This window comes from Virgibacillus dokdonensis, from assembly GCF_900166595.1.
GTDB lineage: Bacteria > Bacillota > Bacilli > Bacillales > Amphibacillaceae > Virgibacillus > Virgibacillus dokdonensis.
Window position 1 is genome coordinate 1 of the sequence record NZ_LT745762.1, and the last position, 18,250, is coordinate 18,250.

16 protein-coding genes are annotated in these 18,250 nt (G+C 37.7%); 4 read left to right on the forward strand and 12 right to left on the reverse strand.

Annotation, left to right across the window (positions count from 1 at the left end):
* The 4 genes from B2C77_RS22420 to B2C77_RS00460 all read right to left on the reverse strand — a co-directional run.
* Positions 1 to 113: transposase (locus B2C77_RS22420; protein WP_141130633.1), on the reverse strand; the 113-nt coding region annotated here is incomplete at its 3' end.
* Positions 114 to 264: 151 nt separating this feature from the next.
* Positions 265 to 828, reverse strand: a complete 564-nt coding sequence (locus tag B2C77_RS00450; RefSeq protein WP_077701825.1) for an HAD-IA family hydrolase — start codon at positions 826 to 828, stop codon at positions 265 to 267.
* Between the two features lie 64 nt (positions 829 to 892).
* Positions 893 to 1,855 carry a D-2-hydroxyacid dehydrogenase gene (locus B2C77_RS00455; protein ID WP_077701826.1) on the reverse strand — a complete coding sequence of 321 codons (963 nt, stop codon included), beginning with the start codon at positions 1,853 to 1,855 and terminating at the stop codon, positions 893 to 895.
* Positions 1,856 to 2,073: 218 nt separating this feature from the next.
* Positions 2,074 to 2,460: an SLAP domain-containing protein gene (locus B2C77_RS00460; RefSeq protein ID WP_077701827.1), complete on the reverse strand. Its 387-nt coding sequence runs from the start codon at positions 2,458 to 2,460 to the stop codon at positions 2,074 to 2,076.
* Between the two features lie 251 nt (positions 2,461 to 2,711).
* Between B2C77_RS00460 and B2C77_RS00465 the strand changes: the two genes are divergently transcribed.
* Complete coding sequence (locus B2C77_RS00465) at positions 2,712 to 3,338, forward strand: LysE family translocator (protein WP_073008462.1); 627 nt, start codon at positions 2,712 to 2,714, stop codon at positions 3,336 to 3,338.
* Positions 3,339 to 3,431: 93 nt separating this feature from the next.
* Complete coding sequence (locus tag B2C77_RS00470; protein ID WP_077701828.1) at positions 3,432 to 4,190, forward strand: YqcI/YcgG family protein; 759 nt, start codon at positions 3,432 to 3,434, stop codon at positions 4,188 to 4,190.
* A 39-nt stretch (positions 4,191 to 4,229) separates the two neighbouring features.
* On the opposite strand, the gene B2C77_RS00475 is transcribed toward B2C77_RS00470, so the two are convergent.
* Positions 4,230 to 5,525: an amino acid permease gene (locus B2C77_RS00475; protein WP_077701829.1), complete on the reverse strand. Its 1,296-nt coding sequence runs from the start codon at positions 5,523 to 5,525 to the stop codon at positions 4,230 to 4,232.
* Positions 5,526 to 5,530: 5 nt separating this feature from the next.
* Positions 5,531 to 6,472 (reverse strand): arginine deiminase family protein, encoded by a 942-nt coding sequence (locus B2C77_RS00480; protein ID WP_077701830.1) that lies wholly within the window; start codon positions 6,470 to 6,472, stop codon positions 5,531 to 5,533.
* A 144-nt stretch (positions 6,473 to 6,616) separates the two neighbouring features.
* Here B2C77_RS00480 and B2C77_RS00485 point away from each other — a divergent pair, with 144 nt between their 5' ends.
* Positions 6,617 to 7,240 carry a spore coat protein gene (locus B2C77_RS00485; RefSeq protein ID WP_077701831.1) on the forward strand — a complete coding sequence of 208 codons (624 nt, stop codon included), beginning with the start codon at positions 6,617 to 6,619 and terminating at the stop codon, positions 7,238 to 7,240.
* A gap of 163 nt (positions 7,241 to 7,403) precedes the next feature.
* Here B2C77_RS00485 and ltrA read toward each other — a convergent pair whose 3' ends face one another.
* The 6 genes from ltrA to B2C77_RS00515 all read right to left on the reverse strand — a co-directional run bounded on the left by ltrA (position 7,404) and on the right by B2C77_RS00515 (position 16,136).
* Positions 7,404 to 8,792 carry a group II intron reverse transcriptase/maturase gene (gene ltrA / locus B2C77_RS00490; protein ID WP_077701832.1) on the reverse strand — a complete coding sequence of 463 codons (1,389 nt, stop codon included), beginning with the start codon at positions 8,790 to 8,792 and terminating at the stop codon, positions 7,404 to 7,406.
* Between the two features lie 484 nt (positions 8,793 to 9,276).
* Positions 9,277 to 10,446 carry an MFS transporter gene (locus B2C77_RS00495; protein ID WP_077701833.1) on the reverse strand — a complete coding sequence of 390 codons (1,170 nt, stop codon included), beginning with the start codon at positions 10,444 to 10,446 and terminating at the stop codon, positions 9,277 to 9,279.
* A 308-nt stretch (positions 10,447 to 10,754) separates the two neighbouring features.
* Positions 10,755 to 12,086 (reverse strand): 6-phospho-alpha-glucosidase, encoded by a 1,332-nt coding sequence (locus tag B2C77_RS00500; RefSeq protein ID WP_077701834.1) that lies wholly within the window; start codon positions 12,084 to 12,086, stop codon positions 10,755 to 10,757.
* A gap of 1,029 nt (positions 12,087 to 13,115) precedes the next feature.
* The gene (locus B2C77_RS00505) at positions 13,116 to 14,444 is read right to left on the reverse strand and encodes an aromatic amino acid transport family protein (RefSeq protein ID WP_077701835.1); all 1,329 of its coding nucleotides are present in this window, start codon (positions 14,442 to 14,444) and stop codon (positions 13,116 to 13,118) included.
* A 95-nt stretch (positions 14,445 to 14,539) separates the two neighbouring features.
* Positions 14,540 to 15,421 (reverse strand): L-serine ammonia-lyase, iron-sulfur-dependent, subunit alpha, encoded by an 882-nt coding sequence (gene sdaAA / locus B2C77_RS00510; protein ID WP_077701836.1) that lies wholly within the window; start codon positions 15,419 to 15,421, stop codon positions 14,540 to 14,542.
* A gap of 22 nt (positions 15,422 to 15,443) precedes the next feature.
* Positions 15,444 to 16,136, reverse strand: a complete 693-nt coding sequence (locus B2C77_RS00515; protein WP_077701837.1) for a serine dehydratase beta chain — start codon at positions 16,134 to 16,136, stop codon at positions 15,444 to 15,446.
* 909 nt (positions 16,137 to 17,045) lie between these two features.
* Here B2C77_RS00515 and B2C77_RS00525 point away from each other — a divergent pair.
* A complete protein-coding gene (locus B2C77_RS00525; RefSeq protein ID WP_077701839.1) occupies positions 17,046 to 17,720 on the forward strand; it encodes a helix-turn-helix transcriptional regulator in 675 nt (224 codons plus the stop codon).
* Positions 17,721 to 18,250 lie beyond the last annotated feature (530 nt).

The window sequence follows — 18,250 nt, forward strand, 5'->3', positions numbered from 1 at the left end:
ATTGGTGATTGGCTTGGAATACCATGTTTTTTCGCTAGCAATCCATAGCCCAAGGAATTTTCAAGATATTCTTTTACAATCATCAATTTAAATTCATAACTATATTTAGCCATATAAAAACACCCCAAAAGTCAGATTTTCACTCTAACTTTTGGGGTGCGGCACCGGAAAGCAAATGACCTCTCCCTTTTTACATTGATACCTACAATTTAGAAGAAAGCCATTAAATCTCTATAGCAACTTTCCTCTAAACCGTAAAATGGTCTACTTTCCTATCGTGTAAAAAAAATCATGATAGTAAGAAAGATAAAAATCTGCTTCTGCATGCGTATTTTGAAAACTGCACGTCTTCATTCCTAGCTCTTTCGCAGGTAACAAATCAAGTTCTCTGTCTCCTATCGCCATATCGATACGGTGCTTTTGATGTAAATAAGCATAGGAAGCACTATCCGGCTTACGTGGAAATCCATCATCACTTGTAACCATATCATCAAAATAAGATGTCAAACCATGGTAGTCCAAGATGCGTTTCACGTTTTTATAATCCTTATGCGTCATAATGACATTGACATCTGCTGCCTGTAATACGCGCTCCAAACCGTCGAAAGGTTTCACTTCCTCTGGTTGAATTTGATTAACAAGACGACGCACCTCTAATTCCTGGTCTTTCGTCATATGAAAATGTGCAATGGCATGAGAAAAAGATTTTTTCAGTTGCGTATATATTTCCTCCTCTGTTGCTCCTTTTCCTATAACTTGCTGACAACATTTCGTATACATCGGATACGTATTTATCAGTGTTCCGTCAAAATCCCATAATAAGTGCATCTATTTTTCCTCATTTCTTCCTATAATGAAGCTATCTCCTATAAAGAAGATAGCTACCGATATTCTAATAGCCTTTATCAAAATGAACGGCATTCACTTTAGGTGTTTTTCCTTGAAGATATTGCTGTAAGTTAGGTAGAAAAATGTCGTCTATAACACGTTCATCATAATACTCCGTCGATCCAGCGGTATGAGGAGTTATAATCACATTTTCCATTTCCCAAAGCGGGCTGTCTTCTGGTAATGGTTCTTTAGCAAAAACATCTAAACCAGCCCCGGCTATTTCATTTGCTTGCAATGCTTTAATCAAATCCTCCTCATGAACAATAGCACCACGCCCAATATTTATCAGAAGAGCAGAATCTTTCATCTGTTCAAACTGCTTTCTTGCAAACATATGTCTCGTTTCTTCTGTTAATGGCAGTGTAATAACAATAATATCGCTCTCTGCAAGTACGTGATCTAGTTGTTCAGGCTTGTACATATCATCAACATACGCAGTAGGCTTCCCGGAATGACGCACCCCGAGCACTTTCATGCCAAATGCTTTAGCAATTTTAGCTGTTTCCTGACCAATTGCTCCAGCACCGATAATACCGATCGTCTTGTGGTGTATTTCCTGATTCAAACGTGCATGATACCAAACTTTATCTTGTTGCTGCTTCACATACGTATGAATCTTTCGGGTAAGTCCCAATATAAGCGCAAAAATGGTTTCCGAAATTGGATAAGCATGCACACCATTAGCACTTGTGACGTGAACCCCTCTTTGCTCAAGCTCTGATAATGGTAGGTTATCAATGCCCGCACTCCATGTTTGCACCCACTGCAAATTCTTGTTTTCTTCAAATACAATGGATTCCATATCTTTTTTCCAATGCAACATGATTTCAGCTTCTTTTATATCGTCCTGCACGTCATCCAACGCTTTATTTGCAACAATTTTCCAATCTGGCAATGCCTGCTGAATTCTTTGCACATGTGCTTCTTTTACATCTACATTCATTACTAATGTCCGCTTAGCCATCCTATCCTCCCTTTCTAAATACACGCTGGTTTTGCTCTTATTAGAAAAACATGGATTGTCGGCAAAGACTTATGGAAAAAGCTCGTCCAATCTATTTATGACAGTTTCCTATACTTTAAGTCTTGGCGTTTAAATGCTTTTCCTACAGTAGAAACCGAGATTTTAAATGTTGTTCCGTATTAGATCTTCCTTACACCCTCCTCCTAAATGAGTTGGCTTTATCGTTGGGAAAACATCTGTAATGTCCCTTTTTTAAAATTCGGTTCCTGTTGTACGGAGCTTTCAGGAAAAATAAATGTCCACGGCATGCTGCACTTGGCAGGAACGATTAATCGCTTATCAGAAAAAACTTCCGTGGCAATAAGCTTATTTGCTTCGTAATACGTTAATTTCCCTCCACAGAGAACCCAGTCCGTTTCCAAACCATTTTGAATGAGCACAGTTACAAGCAAATCGTTACGATGATTACGCGCTTGGCTTAATATAAAAAACGATTGCCTCGATTCTTTCATTTCCTTTACTTGTTCAAAAACTTTTTCTATTTCTTCCCGATCTCTAGCATCGATTGTCTTTTCCCATGAAGCCTCAAAAAGTAAACGTTGCATCTTTTCACCTCGTCTATGCTTAGTATACCATCTGTCATCTTTCTTGTGTGCATATTCATCTATATCTCTACTACTCCTAAATAAAAAACTTTTCAGAAAAGATTAGCTTGATCAGAGATTTTTATACATTTCCGTCGTGTAAAAATAAAATAGTGGTACAAGCTACATACTATGAATACAATAGTATGGAAATATACATAGCTGTTTTCTCCATGATGCGCCATCCATTCATTTTAAAAGAAGGTGAACGAATGAATTTCTTTAGCTATATCTTATTAGGAATTTCTCTCTCTGCGCCCGTTGGACCAATAAACGCGGCACAATTAAATAAAGGGATGAATCACGGTTTTATCCATGCTTGGTTAGTTGGGCTCGGTGGAATGATTGGCGATCTAGTTTTTATGTTGCTCATTTACTTTGGCGTGGCGCAATTTTTAACGACGCCACTCATGAAGACCTTCCTCTGGCTATTTGGTTTTTTCATTCTTGTTTATACCGGAATAGAAAGTATCGTCAGCGCAAAAAAATCATTACACATTCATCGTTCTTCTCGACAAACATCAAAATTCAAATCATTTCGCGCAGGTTTTCTACTTGCTATTTCTAATCCGTTAAACATTATTTTCTGGCTAGGTATTTACGGCGCTGTATTGGCAAAAACAAGTGATTTATACAGTAATTTCCAGCTGATTATATATAGTAGTGGTATTTTTCTTGGTATTCTTATTTGGGATTTGGTGATGGCGAGTGTAGCTACTTCTTTTCGCAAATTTTTTCATGCAAAAGTGCAGTATATCATTACCGTTGGAGCTGGGATCATGCTTATCGGCTTTGGCGTCTATTTCGGATACGAGGCTTTCCTGCTGTTAACAAAGTGATATTTTACTTAACTCCTAACTTCATCATGCGTATAGGCAAGCACCTAATATGCCCTTTTTTCATACGTTACCACTAGAAAGGGGAAGTGAAAAATGGGTGCATTATATGAGAAACACTCACTTGATGAGGAAATAACCAATTTGCCACTATGGAAACAGCAAGCCTATCAGACCTTCACCAGTATGCTTATAGATACGAATACGTACCCTTGCGTTCCTGCAAGACAAGGTTTTTTAGACAATCAGCTTCGTTTCTGCTTCGTATCCGATCCACGTGAAACGAGCGCTTCAGAAGAGCTAGCAACTGCATTAAAAACTTATGGCAATCATGCTAGAAGCTTTGGCAACTACACGTCATTGGCCGTGTTCTTTGAGACACCAGAGGATATGATTCGCAATTATTCCGTAGAAGATTATCGCAATTTGTTTTGGAATGCTTTGAATCAAGTTACTGCTTATGATGAACAACCGTGGCCAGAAGCAATTCCACAAGAACCTGAACACCATGAGTGGGAATTTTGTTTTGCTGGCGAGCCTTACTTTGCTTTTTGTGCTACCCCTGCACATCGAAAAAGGAAAAGCCGCTATTTTCCTTATTTTATGATAGCATTTCAGCCACGCTGGGTATTCGAAAACCTGAATGGAAACACCACATTTGGGCGCAAAATGAAAAATATTATCCGCAAGCGTCTATTCCAGTATGACGGGATACCTGGCCACCCCGATTTAAAATGGTATGGCGAAGAGGATAACCATGAATGGAAACAATACTTCTTAAGTGACGATGATGAGAGTCCTAGCAAGTGTCCGTTTATGCGTATGAAAGAAAAAATGAGCTCGTTCTTACAATAGAAGAAGGTAATGAGAACACATGGATGGGACGCTCGCCACCTATCCATGTTGTCTTGTAGAACGAGACAAGAAGGTAGCTAAAGCAATGAAACAAATAAAAACAAAGCTGACGAAAAAACCAATTCTACTCGTTTTCTCCACCCATGTACCAGATACAGCTATGGTGATGAGTAGCATTCCAATGAGCGGCTTTATTTTTTGCCACCCTGTCTGTTTCTTTTGTTTTAAGAAAGTAGCTAATATAAACATCCAATTATAGAGTAACATTAACCCAGCAGCAGTCGTCACATATTCAAATAAGCGATCTGGTAACACAAGCGCAATAATAACGGATACCACCAACCCACCTGTCGTGCATAAAAATGCTGGCCAAGGCACATTCCATTTCCCATGATGCTGAAAAATAGAAGGGGCATGGTGGTCTTCTGCTAACGAAACTAAAATCGTGAGGACTGCAAATAGTGCTGCAACCATCGTAGAAAAGCCCGCAATAATGAAGACCCCGGTAAAAATATCTGTGACATAAGGAATGGAGAGTGGTTTAAGCGCTGTAATAAACGGACTTTCATCAGCATGGATCGTTTGCCATGATACAAGTACGAGAATGAGACTAATGGATATAATATAAATAGCAGTGAGTGCGATCATCATTACCCTTCCAGCTTTGGGAGCCTCTTTCGGTTTTTTTAAATCAATAACTAGTAACCCCATTACCTCCACACCACCGAACGCATAAAAAGCATAAATCAATGCATGCCAAACACCGGTTGGTCCTTCTGAAAATAGGTTTGTTTTGTTGAAGGAAGGGATTAAACTTTCTCCTCCTGCAAATGTCACTAATAGAAACACCGCTACGAAAATAAACATAAGGATGGCAGCTGTTTTCATTATGCCAAATAAGCCTTCTATTTTTTCAAACCCTTTCATACCGGTTAAAATGACTAGTAACCCTAGCGCGCCATATATGGCACAAAGCAGCCATAAAGAAACATTGGGAAACCAGAATTGTGTAAATATCCCTAAGGCGATAAGTTGGCTACCCATAATTAGAATTTCTGAAAAAGCATACACCCACCCATTACTAAAACCTGCCCAACTGCCAAATGCTTTTTGAGAATAGTAGCGAAATGATCCTTTATTTGGATCATCCACCGACATACTCGCCAAAGAATCGTAGACGATAAACGTTCCTGCTGCCGCTAAGACAAATGCCACTATAACCGCAGGACCACTGTTTTTAATCGCCATACTACTTCCAAGGAAAAAGCCTGTTCCAATGGTACATCCCACACCTAATAAAGACAGCTGCCACCAGTTCATTTGCCCTTTTTTCATGTTGCTTATTTACGAACCAGAGGCAGCGTCATACAACGGATACCTCCGCCAGCTTTTTCTAATTCGGAAACGTCAACTTCTATAAAGCGTTTATTCTTTAATTTGGGATGGGATTTTAACATTTGCTTATGTGCTTGTTTACTAATTAATAATGTATCTGGGTTTATATTAAGAAAGTTAATATCAGGTATCGTCTCATATTTGTCCAACCAATATACGTCAAACCCATGACGATGCAAAAACTTCTCTGTCATGTCATAGCCCTTTACACCTTCTTCATTGACAACTTGCACTGGCAAATAATACATATAGTTTTTAGCAATGACGACATCCTCTGCCGCCACATTACAATTCATATCTAAATGAAGCGTGTCTGCCCGTCTTGGCAAACTAATCAGTCCAATTTCTGTAAATCCTGCTTGAAAAATATGTCCCATCATTTGTTCCACACTCTCCAAGCTTGTACGCATACCAATATTAATAAAAACAGCATTTGCATTTAGAATGAGGACATCTCCATATTCTAATGCCTTTACACCTTTCGTGACTCCTTTAGTAAAAGTTTCTGGAAACCAGTTTTCCAAAAGTTTATGAACGTGATCATATTCTGCTCGACGCATAAACGTCCCTGCGATCCCCGGGAGTATCGTGTTTCCAAATACACATGCCAAGTCACGTACAAAAAAACGATTAATTAATTGCTCATTTAATTGCCTCGTGACCAGATCCAAGTACAAAGCATAATCAATTACCTGAACACCTTCCTGTTTCAAAACAGATATAAGTGAATGATGATTTTCCATTGCTACATCCTGTTGAACTGGAGCATTCCATTGTACATTCTCTGCCACTTGTAGACTTGGAATACTTTGCACGGAGGGAGAACAAACAAGCACTGTTTGTAATGCACCATGCTCTGACCAGCAGCTAGGTTGGTCTAATCGCACTATGAACACCGCCCTTTTTGCGTTATGATTATATGTTTGCCAATAAATAAAAGGTTATGTGTACGATAAAAAAATTTAAATACATGAAAATAAATAAACAGGAAAATCTATGAAGGAAAATACACAATCAAGGAGGAATTCATTATGCACAACATGAATCAGCAAGGTAACCAGCAACAACCTGGATCGATGCCAAATCAGCAAAACACCAATCATGGAGGTCATGAATTATTTGATGCACATGAAATCATTGCGGGAATAATTAGTATGCTTGACCAATACCAAATGTATGATCAACATATACAAGACCCTGAGTTAAAAGAGATTTTACAACGACAAACCGCTTTCGTCACGCAAGCTTACAACACGATTGTGCAAACATTTCAAACCGGACAAGACCCCGCTGTGCCAACACAACAATATGAGATGCAGCAAGATAATAATGTCGTTTATGGCATAACCCCTGGCCAACCAAAAAAACCGAACGCATCAATTAACGACTTATCTGATCAAGGTCTATCTGCTTACATGCTCGGAAATACAAAATCTTTAAGCTCACTACTTGCTATGACAGCTACGGAAATGACAAATCCTGTACTACGTCGCGTCATTGCAGATACCGTTCCAAACTTTATCGAAATGAGCTATGAAATCTTTCTATATCAAAACAAACATGGCTACTATCAAGTCCCACAGCTAGCACCACAAGACATGCAGCATATGTTAAACAGTTATACGATCGTGCAGCAAGATAATCAATTACATTAACAGCATATACAAATCATACTGACGAAACTTCTGGGTGTCGCGAGCGAAATACGTGCGGGGCGAGCGAGGTCTCGACGAACTCGGGCGAATCGAGTAGAGGGAAAAGTTAAGTAACTTTACGCCCCTCTCACACCACCGTACGTACCGTTCGGTATACGGCGGTTCAATAGTTTGAGTGTACGAACTGGTATTGTAGAGCGATGTCTTTATATCCTCTCGATGCCAGTTCTTTATCTGTTAATGAACGATGGAGTACATAACTACTGGATATAACCCAGTAGCCCTTTCTTGTATTCGACCATTCATAAGCTTTATGTTTATCGATACCTAAGCGAATTAGATTTTTCCTTTTTGTGCGTGGGTTTTTCCACTGCTTCCAGAGATATTGTCTAATTCTTCGCTTCAACCATCCATTGAGATTCTTTATAAATCCTTTCATTTCCCCTATGCCATAGTAGTTTATCCAACCTGTCATAAGTTGTTGGATTTCTTTAAGAATCACTTCGAGATGTCGTCCACGATTGCGTTTGGTGATCCGCTTGAGTTTCCTTTTGACGGTCACTTTCGCTTTATTATGCGGACGAATTTTGACACCCTTCTTCGTAGCTAATAAGCAGAAGCCAAGAAACTTACGTTTCAAAGGACTTCCAACCGCACTCTTTTCTCGGTTAACAGTTAAACTCAGATCCTTCTCAAGAAAGTTCGTTATATTATCCATTACCCGATATCCTGCTCTCCTGCTTTTCACATAGATATTACAGTCGTCCGCATAGCGGACGAATCTGTGACCACGCTTTTCTAATCGTTGGTCTAATTCATTCAGATAAATATTACTGAGTAACGGCGATAAGTTTCCACCTTGCGGCGTTCCTTCTTCCGATTTCTCAAAGATACCGTTTATCATAATTCCACTCAATAAATACTGTCTTACCAAGCGAAGCACGCGCTTATCATCTATCTGTTTTTCCACGAAATACATCAGTTTGTCATGGTTTACCGTATCGAAGTAGGATTTCATATCCAAATCCACCACATATTTGTACCCTTGTTCGTAGTATGACTTTGCCCGTATGATGGCTTGATGTGCACTACGTTTTGGACGAAACCCAAAACTATTATCGGAGAACTTTGGTTCAAATATTGGTTGGAGCACTTGGTTAATCGCTTGTTGAAGCATCCGGTCGATGACTGTCGGAATCCCCAGTTTTCTCTTTCCACCGTCTGGTTTCGGGATTTCAACCCGCAGGACGGGTTGCGGTTTGTATTTTTCTTGATATAACTGGAGTAATAGTTCCTCTTTATGTTCCTTCAAGTATGGAAGTAGTTGGTCGCACGTCATACCGTCTACACCGGCTGCCCCCTTATTTCTGACGACTTGAAGGTAAGCTTGATTGAGATTGTTCCTTGACAGGATTCTTTCAAACAGATTGGATACACCATTTTGATTGTTCTTTTCACCATGTAAGCCACTATGCGCTTCGACATACCCTTCATGTTCCACACTATCTCTCTGCCGATAGCCAGATTCTCCTGTTTTCTGCAGTTGTCGCACCTTACACACCTCCTAGAGCTTTCAAAACGACTATTGTTCGGTCCTTCATGTTTCGTCAAGTAACATTACTATGACCTCTGCTGACTTCTTGTGATTCACCAAGACGTCATCGTCTTGGTTGTGCTGGTTTGTTATCATTCAACTCCCACTGCACCCTCACAAGACCTCCCCCGGTAAGAGCGAAAACTTTCCTCCCATGTAACTGCTAGATTTACTGTATAGGTTTCGGGCAGTATTGGACTTCAGTTTGTTAGGCAACCTTATCCGACCTAATTCAGCCTTCTATCTAGTTTCTGTTCGTCAGTTCAGGAGTTTGCGTCCGACTTCCTTCAGCCACTACCTCGCGATAGCCACCTTGTCTTTCGCTAACAGTTCCTACTGCCATGCCTGTAGTGGACTTTCACCACCAAGTTTTCGCCCATGCAGGGCGCACCTTAAAAAAGCGTGTGTGCTTTTTTTCAAGCACACACGCTTTTTACTGCTCTTATTTATATATTGCTTTATGTTTTCTTGCGACTGCAGTCTTGGACATTGAAATCAATATTGTAATGATAGAAAAGCTAATCAGCACTCCACCTGCAAAGGCATTTTGTTCCACGTGAGCTTGTTCAATGACAATACTGCCGATAAAAGAACCAAACGCAATTCCAAAGTGCAAGGCAGAATTATTTAAGCTCTGCTGAATATCTGCTGTTGCAGGAGCCGATTCAATTAAATAACTTTGCAATGCTGGGGTAATCGCCCAGCTCATCATCCCCCATATAACCATTACGATAATGAATAGTGGCCATACAGAAGTTGTAAATGGAAGAATAAATATAGATGCAGCAAAAAGAATTAATGTTGTAAGCATGGTTCGCTTTGTACCAAAACGGTCGGATATCGTTCCACCTATGCCTCCACCACTTACTGCTGCAATGCCAAACACAAAATAAATCACACTAAGCCAACTGCCGCTTATCCCCATCGTTTCTTTTACAAATGGAGTGAAATAAGCATAGAGTATTGTATGTCCAGCCATAAATAAAAAAGTAGTCGAGTGCGCTAAAAATATTTTACTTTCTTTTAATGAGTTAATTTGTTCTTTTATTGGTACTTGCGGTTTAGGCTGTACTTTGTCCATTAAGAAATAAACACCGACCATGGACAACAACGTTAATAAGACAATGAATAAAAATGGAGCACGCCAGCCAAATGTATTACCAAGTACCAACCCGATTGGTACACCTAGAACGATCGAACCGCTAATTCCCATTGATACAAATCCAATTGCACGTCCACGGTGCTTCTCGCTACCAATGTTAGCAGCGATCGTTAAACAGAGAATAATTAATAGCGATCCACTTGCTGCTGAAAGCATTCGACCGACAAATAACATGCTATATACAGGGCTAAGCGCAACAACTAAATTACTTAAAGAAAAAAGCAGTAAGAAAAATAGCATGAGTCGCTTTCGCTCAAATTTGGCAGTGACAATCATTAGAAGTGGTGCTGTAATGGCAAACACAAGTGAAAATATCGTAATTAGCAGCCCCGCTTTACCAAGACTGACATTCAAATCCGATGCCACTAAATCTAATATGCCCCCGATGATTAATTCTACCATTCCAACTACAAATGATACGATAGTGAGTAAATATACACGTTTATCCATAAGATGACGCCTTTCTAAGGAATTGAAAAGAAAATATTTTGTAAGCAAAACTTAGCTTATCGCCAAATCTTTATGGCGGAAGCTGTAATTTTTCTTATACTATAAACCATAGGAAATCAAGTTTTCCTATAGTACAAGTATAAACGCGCTGTCATCCCCCGTTTTAAGCAAAAACTGGAAGGACGAAGCGCGACCTATGTTTTACAAAAGTAAAATTATTTTCTTGTTGTAAATGAAAGTTCTCTTTCATCTATCCTATAATATTATAACAGATAGCTAGCTAAATTCTACCATAATAGCAATCGTTCTTAATAAAGTTCAGGCCAATATTGCTTATTTGCTTCCATTAAATCATCAAGCAATTGCTTCGCTACCGTTGCACTTGGAACGGTTTGCGATAATGTTAAAGCTTGCCATAACTTTTGGTACGACTGCTCAATCCATGCTTCTACTACTAACTTTTCAACAGCTACCTGCTGCTCCATAAGTCCTTTTTGGAAGGTAGGAATTTCGCCCATTGCTAACGGCTCATAGCCATCTTTGCCAACAATACAAGGTATTTCCACCATAGCATCATCAGGGAAATTTTTAATAGTGCCTTTATTTTCAACAATAATTAACATACGTTCTTGCGTATTAAATGCTAACGCCGTTGCTAAATCAACAATAAACTCAGCATGTATGCCAATTTCAAGACTCGTGCCTTTGGAATGGCCATTTTTTTCAATTTCCGCACAAGCTGAGAACACTTCCGTCTCTCTGCCGTCGATTACTTCATTGGCTCTTGTATAGTTTGGATCTGTATGTTCTACTACATAATCTGGGTAGAGATAATATTTTAAATACGTATTTGGAATGGTCGTAGGTTCGACAGCAACTAAATGCTTCGCAAATAGATTCGTCTCAAACCAACTATCTTTATTTTCCGTTGCCATTCCTTCTTCTCCATTAATAAAGCCATATTGCTTCATATGTTCAATTAACGCTGGAAGTAATTCTTTTCCAGTTTTATCTTTGATGGATGTATACCATCCGAAATGATTAAGACCATAATAGCGAATATCTAAATCCTTACGAGAAGGAACACCAACAATATCAGCAATGCCATGTTCCATTCCGATTGGCATATCACAAATATTAATGACCCGTGAATTTGGTCGTAGTCTCCTAGTCGCCTCTGCCACAATAGAAGCTGGGTTCGAATAGTTTAACATCCAGCAATGCGGAGAATATTTTTCCATATAATCAATGTTTTCAATTACCCCACCAATAGAACGCATGCCATATGCTATTCCACCTGGTCCGCATGTTTCCTGTCCTACACAACCGTATTTTAATGGTATTTTCTCATCCAATTCACGCATAGGTAATTGACCTACACGTATGTGCGCTAAACAAAAATCTACATCGGTATACGCTTCTTCAGGATCTGTTGTCGCCACATATTCAATCGTTGGGTCTTTTTCTTTAATTAAAATCTCGCATGCTTTAGCAACCTTATTTTGCCTTGCTTCATCATTATCATACAGCTTAATTTTTCGTAAAGGAAGGCGATCTAGGTTGTCCAACAGCATTAAAATAATTTCTGGAGTATACGTACTCCCTCCACCTGCAATAACGACAGATAATTTGTTTTTCATGCAACGTCCCCACTTTCATAAAGTATCTCGCATAAGCTTATGTACTTTAGATGAAAAGGAAGTTCCGTTCACTCATGTATTGTCCTAGACTTAAAGTACCGGTGCTTGGTTGCACCTTTAGCATATCAATAACGTAACACCCACTCAATTAAACTTTTTCCGCTTAATTAGGAAACAAACTAGCTGTACTAATCTTCCACAGATATCAAGTAAACAAGAGCCAAAACCTCAATGAATGAATGCCCATTTTCCTATGTCTCTATTTTAATGGAGAAAATACAATCCAAAGCACTACCTATAGCATGCATCGTATTTTGACAAAGCAAAACTTTGATCAATAATGATCAAAGAGTAACCTCATCCAGTGCAACTGCACTTAACTTATTCATCACATCTATAAAATTTACTAGTTAAGCGTTTCCGTCATTTTCACATGGACAAACAATCTTTCTCAACTTTAGACAATCTTATCACTACTTACATTACAAGAGGTGAAAACATGGAAATTGTAAAACTATTATTAAGTGATAAAGCTAGTCATCCCGAATAAGCATTTTAATTTATTGGTGAGCTTACTTATTCTTTAGATGGCACATCCTTTCTGATAAAGAACTCAATGGATAGTGATACGGTTGTGTTTGTTCATACGCACATTGTATCCGTTAATGAATAAAACTACATGAAATATAAAAATAAAGAGTTATTACGTTTTGGATACTTGAAGTACCAACTTCACTATTATCACACCCCTAAAAGGGAACTATCGCACCGGAGTAGAATTGCACGTTCGGAAAATCTGTAATTGAACAATTTTCTTCCGTTTCCAATTTAATATTTAATGAATGACACTCCTTGATAACCATAAACCTGTAGTGGACGTTCATCTCCAAGTTATTCCCATGTCAAGCGACAGTAAAAAAACCTTATTCAATTCAGAATAAGGTCAAGAAGTTTGGGCTTACTTTTTTCAAACCATTTGGGACAGATAACCTGTCCCTCCCGACTATCTAATAAAAAAGTCTAATAGATTTAGAAGAATGCTTTAATACTTGATAGAACTACTAGTAGGCCCACAATAATGACAAATGCGTTGCTAATATAATTTTTTCTATATTTAGCTAGTGCAGGCACTTTATAGATTGCATACATTGGTAATAAGAATAAGATTAGCGCAATTAGTGGTGCATTAATCATATCGATGAGATCAAGAATACTTGGGTTTGCATAAGCAACTACCCAACATGTCACGATCATAAATCCAATGATGATGTTCTTCACTGTTTTGCTATTTATATTTTTTCCGCGGGATTTAGCAGCTTGCACAATAATGTCTTCCAATCCTTCATATGCACCAACATAATGGCCAAGGAAAGATTTTGTAATGGCAATAAAAGCAATAACAGGAGCTGCATATGCGAATAGTGGCATACTATACTTATTAGCAAGATAAGAAAGAATTGGTAAGTTTTGTTCTTTAGCAAGTGCAAGTTCACCAGAAGTCACACTTAAGACAGTACTGATTACAAAGAAAAATACAACTGAAATTGTCATGATATAACATACCTTTTGAATTTGGGCACATTTGCGGTCTACATTTTCTATTCCATAGCTTTCCCGTTGTTTAATAACAAAAGTAGATATCATAGGAGAATGGTTAAACGAAAATACGATGATTGGTAGGATAAACCAAGCCATTCCTAAAATATCTGTAAAACCTACCCCTCCATTTACAGATGCAAAATTACCAGCTAAACTTAAATTTGATAAATCCCATTGCGGAATCAAATATAGAGATAGAAACACCAAAGTTGCTATAAATGGATATACAATCCAACTCATTACTTTTACTGTAACATCATGACCAAAATTTACGATAAATATTAGCCCGAGAACCAAAACAAGTGATAGTATAATTCTAGGTGGCGCTTGCATGTTCAATTGATTCTCCATGAAACTGCCTGCAGTATTGGTTAATGAGACTGCATACATAAGTAATATTGCATAAATCGAAAAGAAGTAGATGATATCAAAAACTGTACTGGCCCTTTTTCCGAAATACTCCCTTACTGTAGCTGTAATTCCCTCTTCAGCAGATTCGGAAGAGTAGATCATTTTAGCCATCGCCCGATGTGAAAAGTACATGACAGGGAATGCAAGTATCATAATTAAAAGTAAAGATAATAACCCCCCTGCCCCAGCATTAATTGGTAAAAAGAGTACACCCGCCCCAATTGCTGTCCCAAAAAGACTCATTGCCCAAGTGGTATCTTGCATATGCCATTTATTAGGGTCTTTATATTGTTTAACATCTTCTGTAGTTTTTTCAACTTCATGTACTTTAGCCACAGTTTGACTCATTTTAATTTCCTCCTTGTGAGGTATAGATTTTAAATATTGTTTACAATTTCACAATGTGTTAGAAAAAATATGTTTTATTTTAATATGGTTAAATATTATTGTTCTTTTCCAAGAATTTTATTTCTAATAGCAATTCCTGTCGGTGTGTCTGCAATTCCACCTAAGCCAGTTTCCCTTAATTCCCGAGGCATCTGTCTACCTACTTTATACATTGCTTCAACTGCTTCATCAGCATTTATTAGATTCTCTACACCAGCTAATGCTAAATCTGCTGCCACTAATGCATTAGCCGTTCCAACGGCATTCCTTTTTACACAAGGAATCTCTACCAAACCTCCGACTGGATCACAAACTAAACCAAGTAAATTTTGTAGAGCGGTTGAGAAGGCATGCGCTGATTGCTCTGGTGTTCCTCCTGCAGCTTCTACTGCCGCTGCAGCCGCCATTGCGGAGGCACTACCTACTTCAGCTTGACACCCTCCTAAAGCTCCTGCAATGCACGCATTATTTGCTACAATCATGCCAAATAAAGATGAAGTAAACAGAAAATGAATTTGTTCTTCACGACTTAGCTGTAATGTTTCTTTAATAGTAAATAGCACACCCGGTGTGGTTCCACTTGCCCCAGCTGTTGGCGTAGCGCAAATAACCCCCATAGCCGCATTCACTTCATTTGTACCTATAGCATTCTGGACACCGTTCATCATTATATCACCGGAAAGCGTTTTCCTGTCCTCGCGATATTTTTTTATTTTTACCGCTTCTCCTCCAGTTAACCCTGTCAGCGAAAACACGCCATCGTCTTCAATGCTTTTATTCACAGCATTTTCCATCGTTTTTAAGTTTTTTTCCATCTTTCCCCAAGTATCATCAAAAGTAGATCTCATTACTTCCATTTCCTGCTCTATTGCTAATGTATAAATGGGTACTTGTCTTTCATTTGCAGCATCTACTATTTCTTTAATGGACATATACATACCTGTTTCACCCCTAGTATAATTAAAGTATAATGATATTAGCTATCTCACTAAGTTTTTCTAATTCTTTCCGAGCATCACTACTTAATTGTGAATCCAAATCGAATTGGTATAAGTATTTTCCATCTTTCTCCAAACTGGTGGAGTTATTAATGTCCACGTCGTGTTTTTTGAATATTCTGTGTATTTCAAGTTCCAGATTATTCCGTCCCGAAATTGCTATCATTATCGGTAATGAACCTTGAGGGTGTAAGCTAAATCCATCGATTTCAATATGTTTCACTTTAATTAATCCACCACCGACTGAAATCCCCATTGTTCGAATATATCGGCTATCGTCCTCGAGGTAAATATCAGCAGTATTGGGATGCCCAGCAGGACTATCCCCTGATTTTTCTAAAAAGGTAATATCAATACCTTTAGATTCTGCTATTTTAATAGCATCTAGTACCCTACTATCATCAGCCTCAAAACCCAATATACCAGAAATTATGGCTAAATCTGTTCCGTGTCCTTTATGCGTTTCTGCAAATGATTCATAATATTCTACTACCACTTTTTTTGGAAGATCTTTAAATAATTTATTTGCAATCAATCCCATTGCTAAAGCGCCTGCCGTATGTGAACTTGAAGGTCCGATCATAACTGGACCAATCACATCAAAACAACTTTTGTAACTGACATTCTTTTTTTCTCTCATTGTTACTACGCTCATGGCTAATCCTCCCTTGAATTTAATTAATTTACTAGAATAATCTTGAAATAACATTTATTAAAAATAAAAACGTATTTAAATTCGGCTAAATTTTACATGAAAGTGCTTCTAATGTGGTCAAAGTGAACGGGGTACCAAATATTTCAAATTACTTACTGAACTGGAGTTATATCACTTGTTCGACTAGAAATGATTTGTAAAGGCAACAATAAAAGCAGACAAATAATAAATTTTAGTAATTAGATTTCTTTATTACGGTTAGAAAGAACGATATAAAACAAAACCGCTTTCAAAATACGTCAAATTATCGATAAGAATACCTTTTTTAGTTTGTTATTTCTATTTTTAAGTTCACCTCCTAATATTATTTTGGAAAGATCCAAGAACAAGATTTCATATGTTTCTAAGAAGAATAGTACAATACCTTATACTAATAAAAATTTATTATTATTATATTGGATTGTCTTTAAAATCTGTTATAATTATCTGTATAAAAAAAGCGTTCCATTCAACATCTTTTCTTCTCTTTGGAAAGGTATTCCTATTTATTGATCGTATAATAGCTACTTTTTTAAATAAAAGAATGATTATTTTCCTCTTCCATAGCAGTTGAAATCTAACCAGTTCCATCTTATCCAGCATTACAAAAACTTGTTTGGCCTGGCATATTTTTTTGAATAGTTTAGAAAGATGTTTTAGCCGATTGTGATAACATTAAAATATTGAATAAAGATGAATGGGATAAATGAAAAATGCATTTATAAAAAGAACGAACAACCCTTTTTGAACTCTTTTTATCATCAGTAGTTGTGATACATTTATGATGGTAAACAATTCGCTTAAATTTATCTTAAAAATTCATAACCAATCTATTCAAAAGAAGGAGTTATAAAAAGGAGGAGTACCGATTTGGATGATCAACTTTTTCGACACTATAAAAATATAATGAATTATTTTGGTGAAATTTGTGGATCTAATTATGAATTCGTATTACATGTTTTAGATCCTGATGGAGGTTCTCACATTGGTCACATCATCCATGGTGAATTAAGTGGAAGGTCATTAAATAGCCCCTTAACGAACTATGCAAAAAAGTTAATTGAGGAAAAAGTATATTTAAAGAAAGATTTTATTGTAAATTATGTTGGAGAAGGGCCGAAAGGTAAAAAATTTCGTTCGTCAACCATGTTTATAAAAGACCATAAAGGTCAATTACAAGGTCTTTTATGTATAAACTTTGATGCGGATGCTTATCGGAAAGTCGCAAAGAATTTATTAAATTTAGCTAACCTAAGCTGGGATATAGCGTATATAGACAAACAAACAGAACAGGAACAATCCGTTGAAAAACTGACCGAAAATATTCACAACATTATTTATACACAAGTAGACAAAGATATATTAGAATCGGGTGCCCAATTATCACCTGAACAAAAAAAACTCGTTATTTCCAAATTAAAGGAACATGGTGTATTTGATATTAAAGGTACTGTAATGGACGTTGCTAAAATAATGGGAATGTCTGAATCAAGTGTTTACCGTTATCTGCGAATCGTATCGCTTAACGAAAATAACAATAATTGAAATACTGGGTTACTAAAATGCAGATATGCACAGCGATCATATCCAGAAAACAAATGGAATAGATGAGATTGTCTAAAGGTTGGCTTCCGTGGTACGATTGGAAGCCAGGTTTAAAAGTTACTATGTTAATTACAGAGAAAGCTCCTTACTATAATTTTTAAGTAGGGATAAAGAATCCTTCACATGAATCATGTTCGTTACTAAGATACTTGACACGAATAAAATAGCCCTTTTATGAAGCACTAGGCCATAAGCCATAAACAAAGGTGCAGGCGCCCGTTTAGCAGCGTAGCGAATAGAATTAATCAACTGAGATAAAGGAATCATGCCAACTAAAACAGGGGGATGTCGACGCCCTCCGGCAAGCCCGTTTTTAGTCGGCGTTCCTATTAGGGACGAACCGATGATGACTTATCGTAAACGATTTCGTGAAGTCGCCTAGTTGTTGGGAAATGGAGTCGGACATGGCTGTTCTGTTATGTCATTATCCACTAGCACCTCACTTTATACTTCTTATCATTCTAAAAACT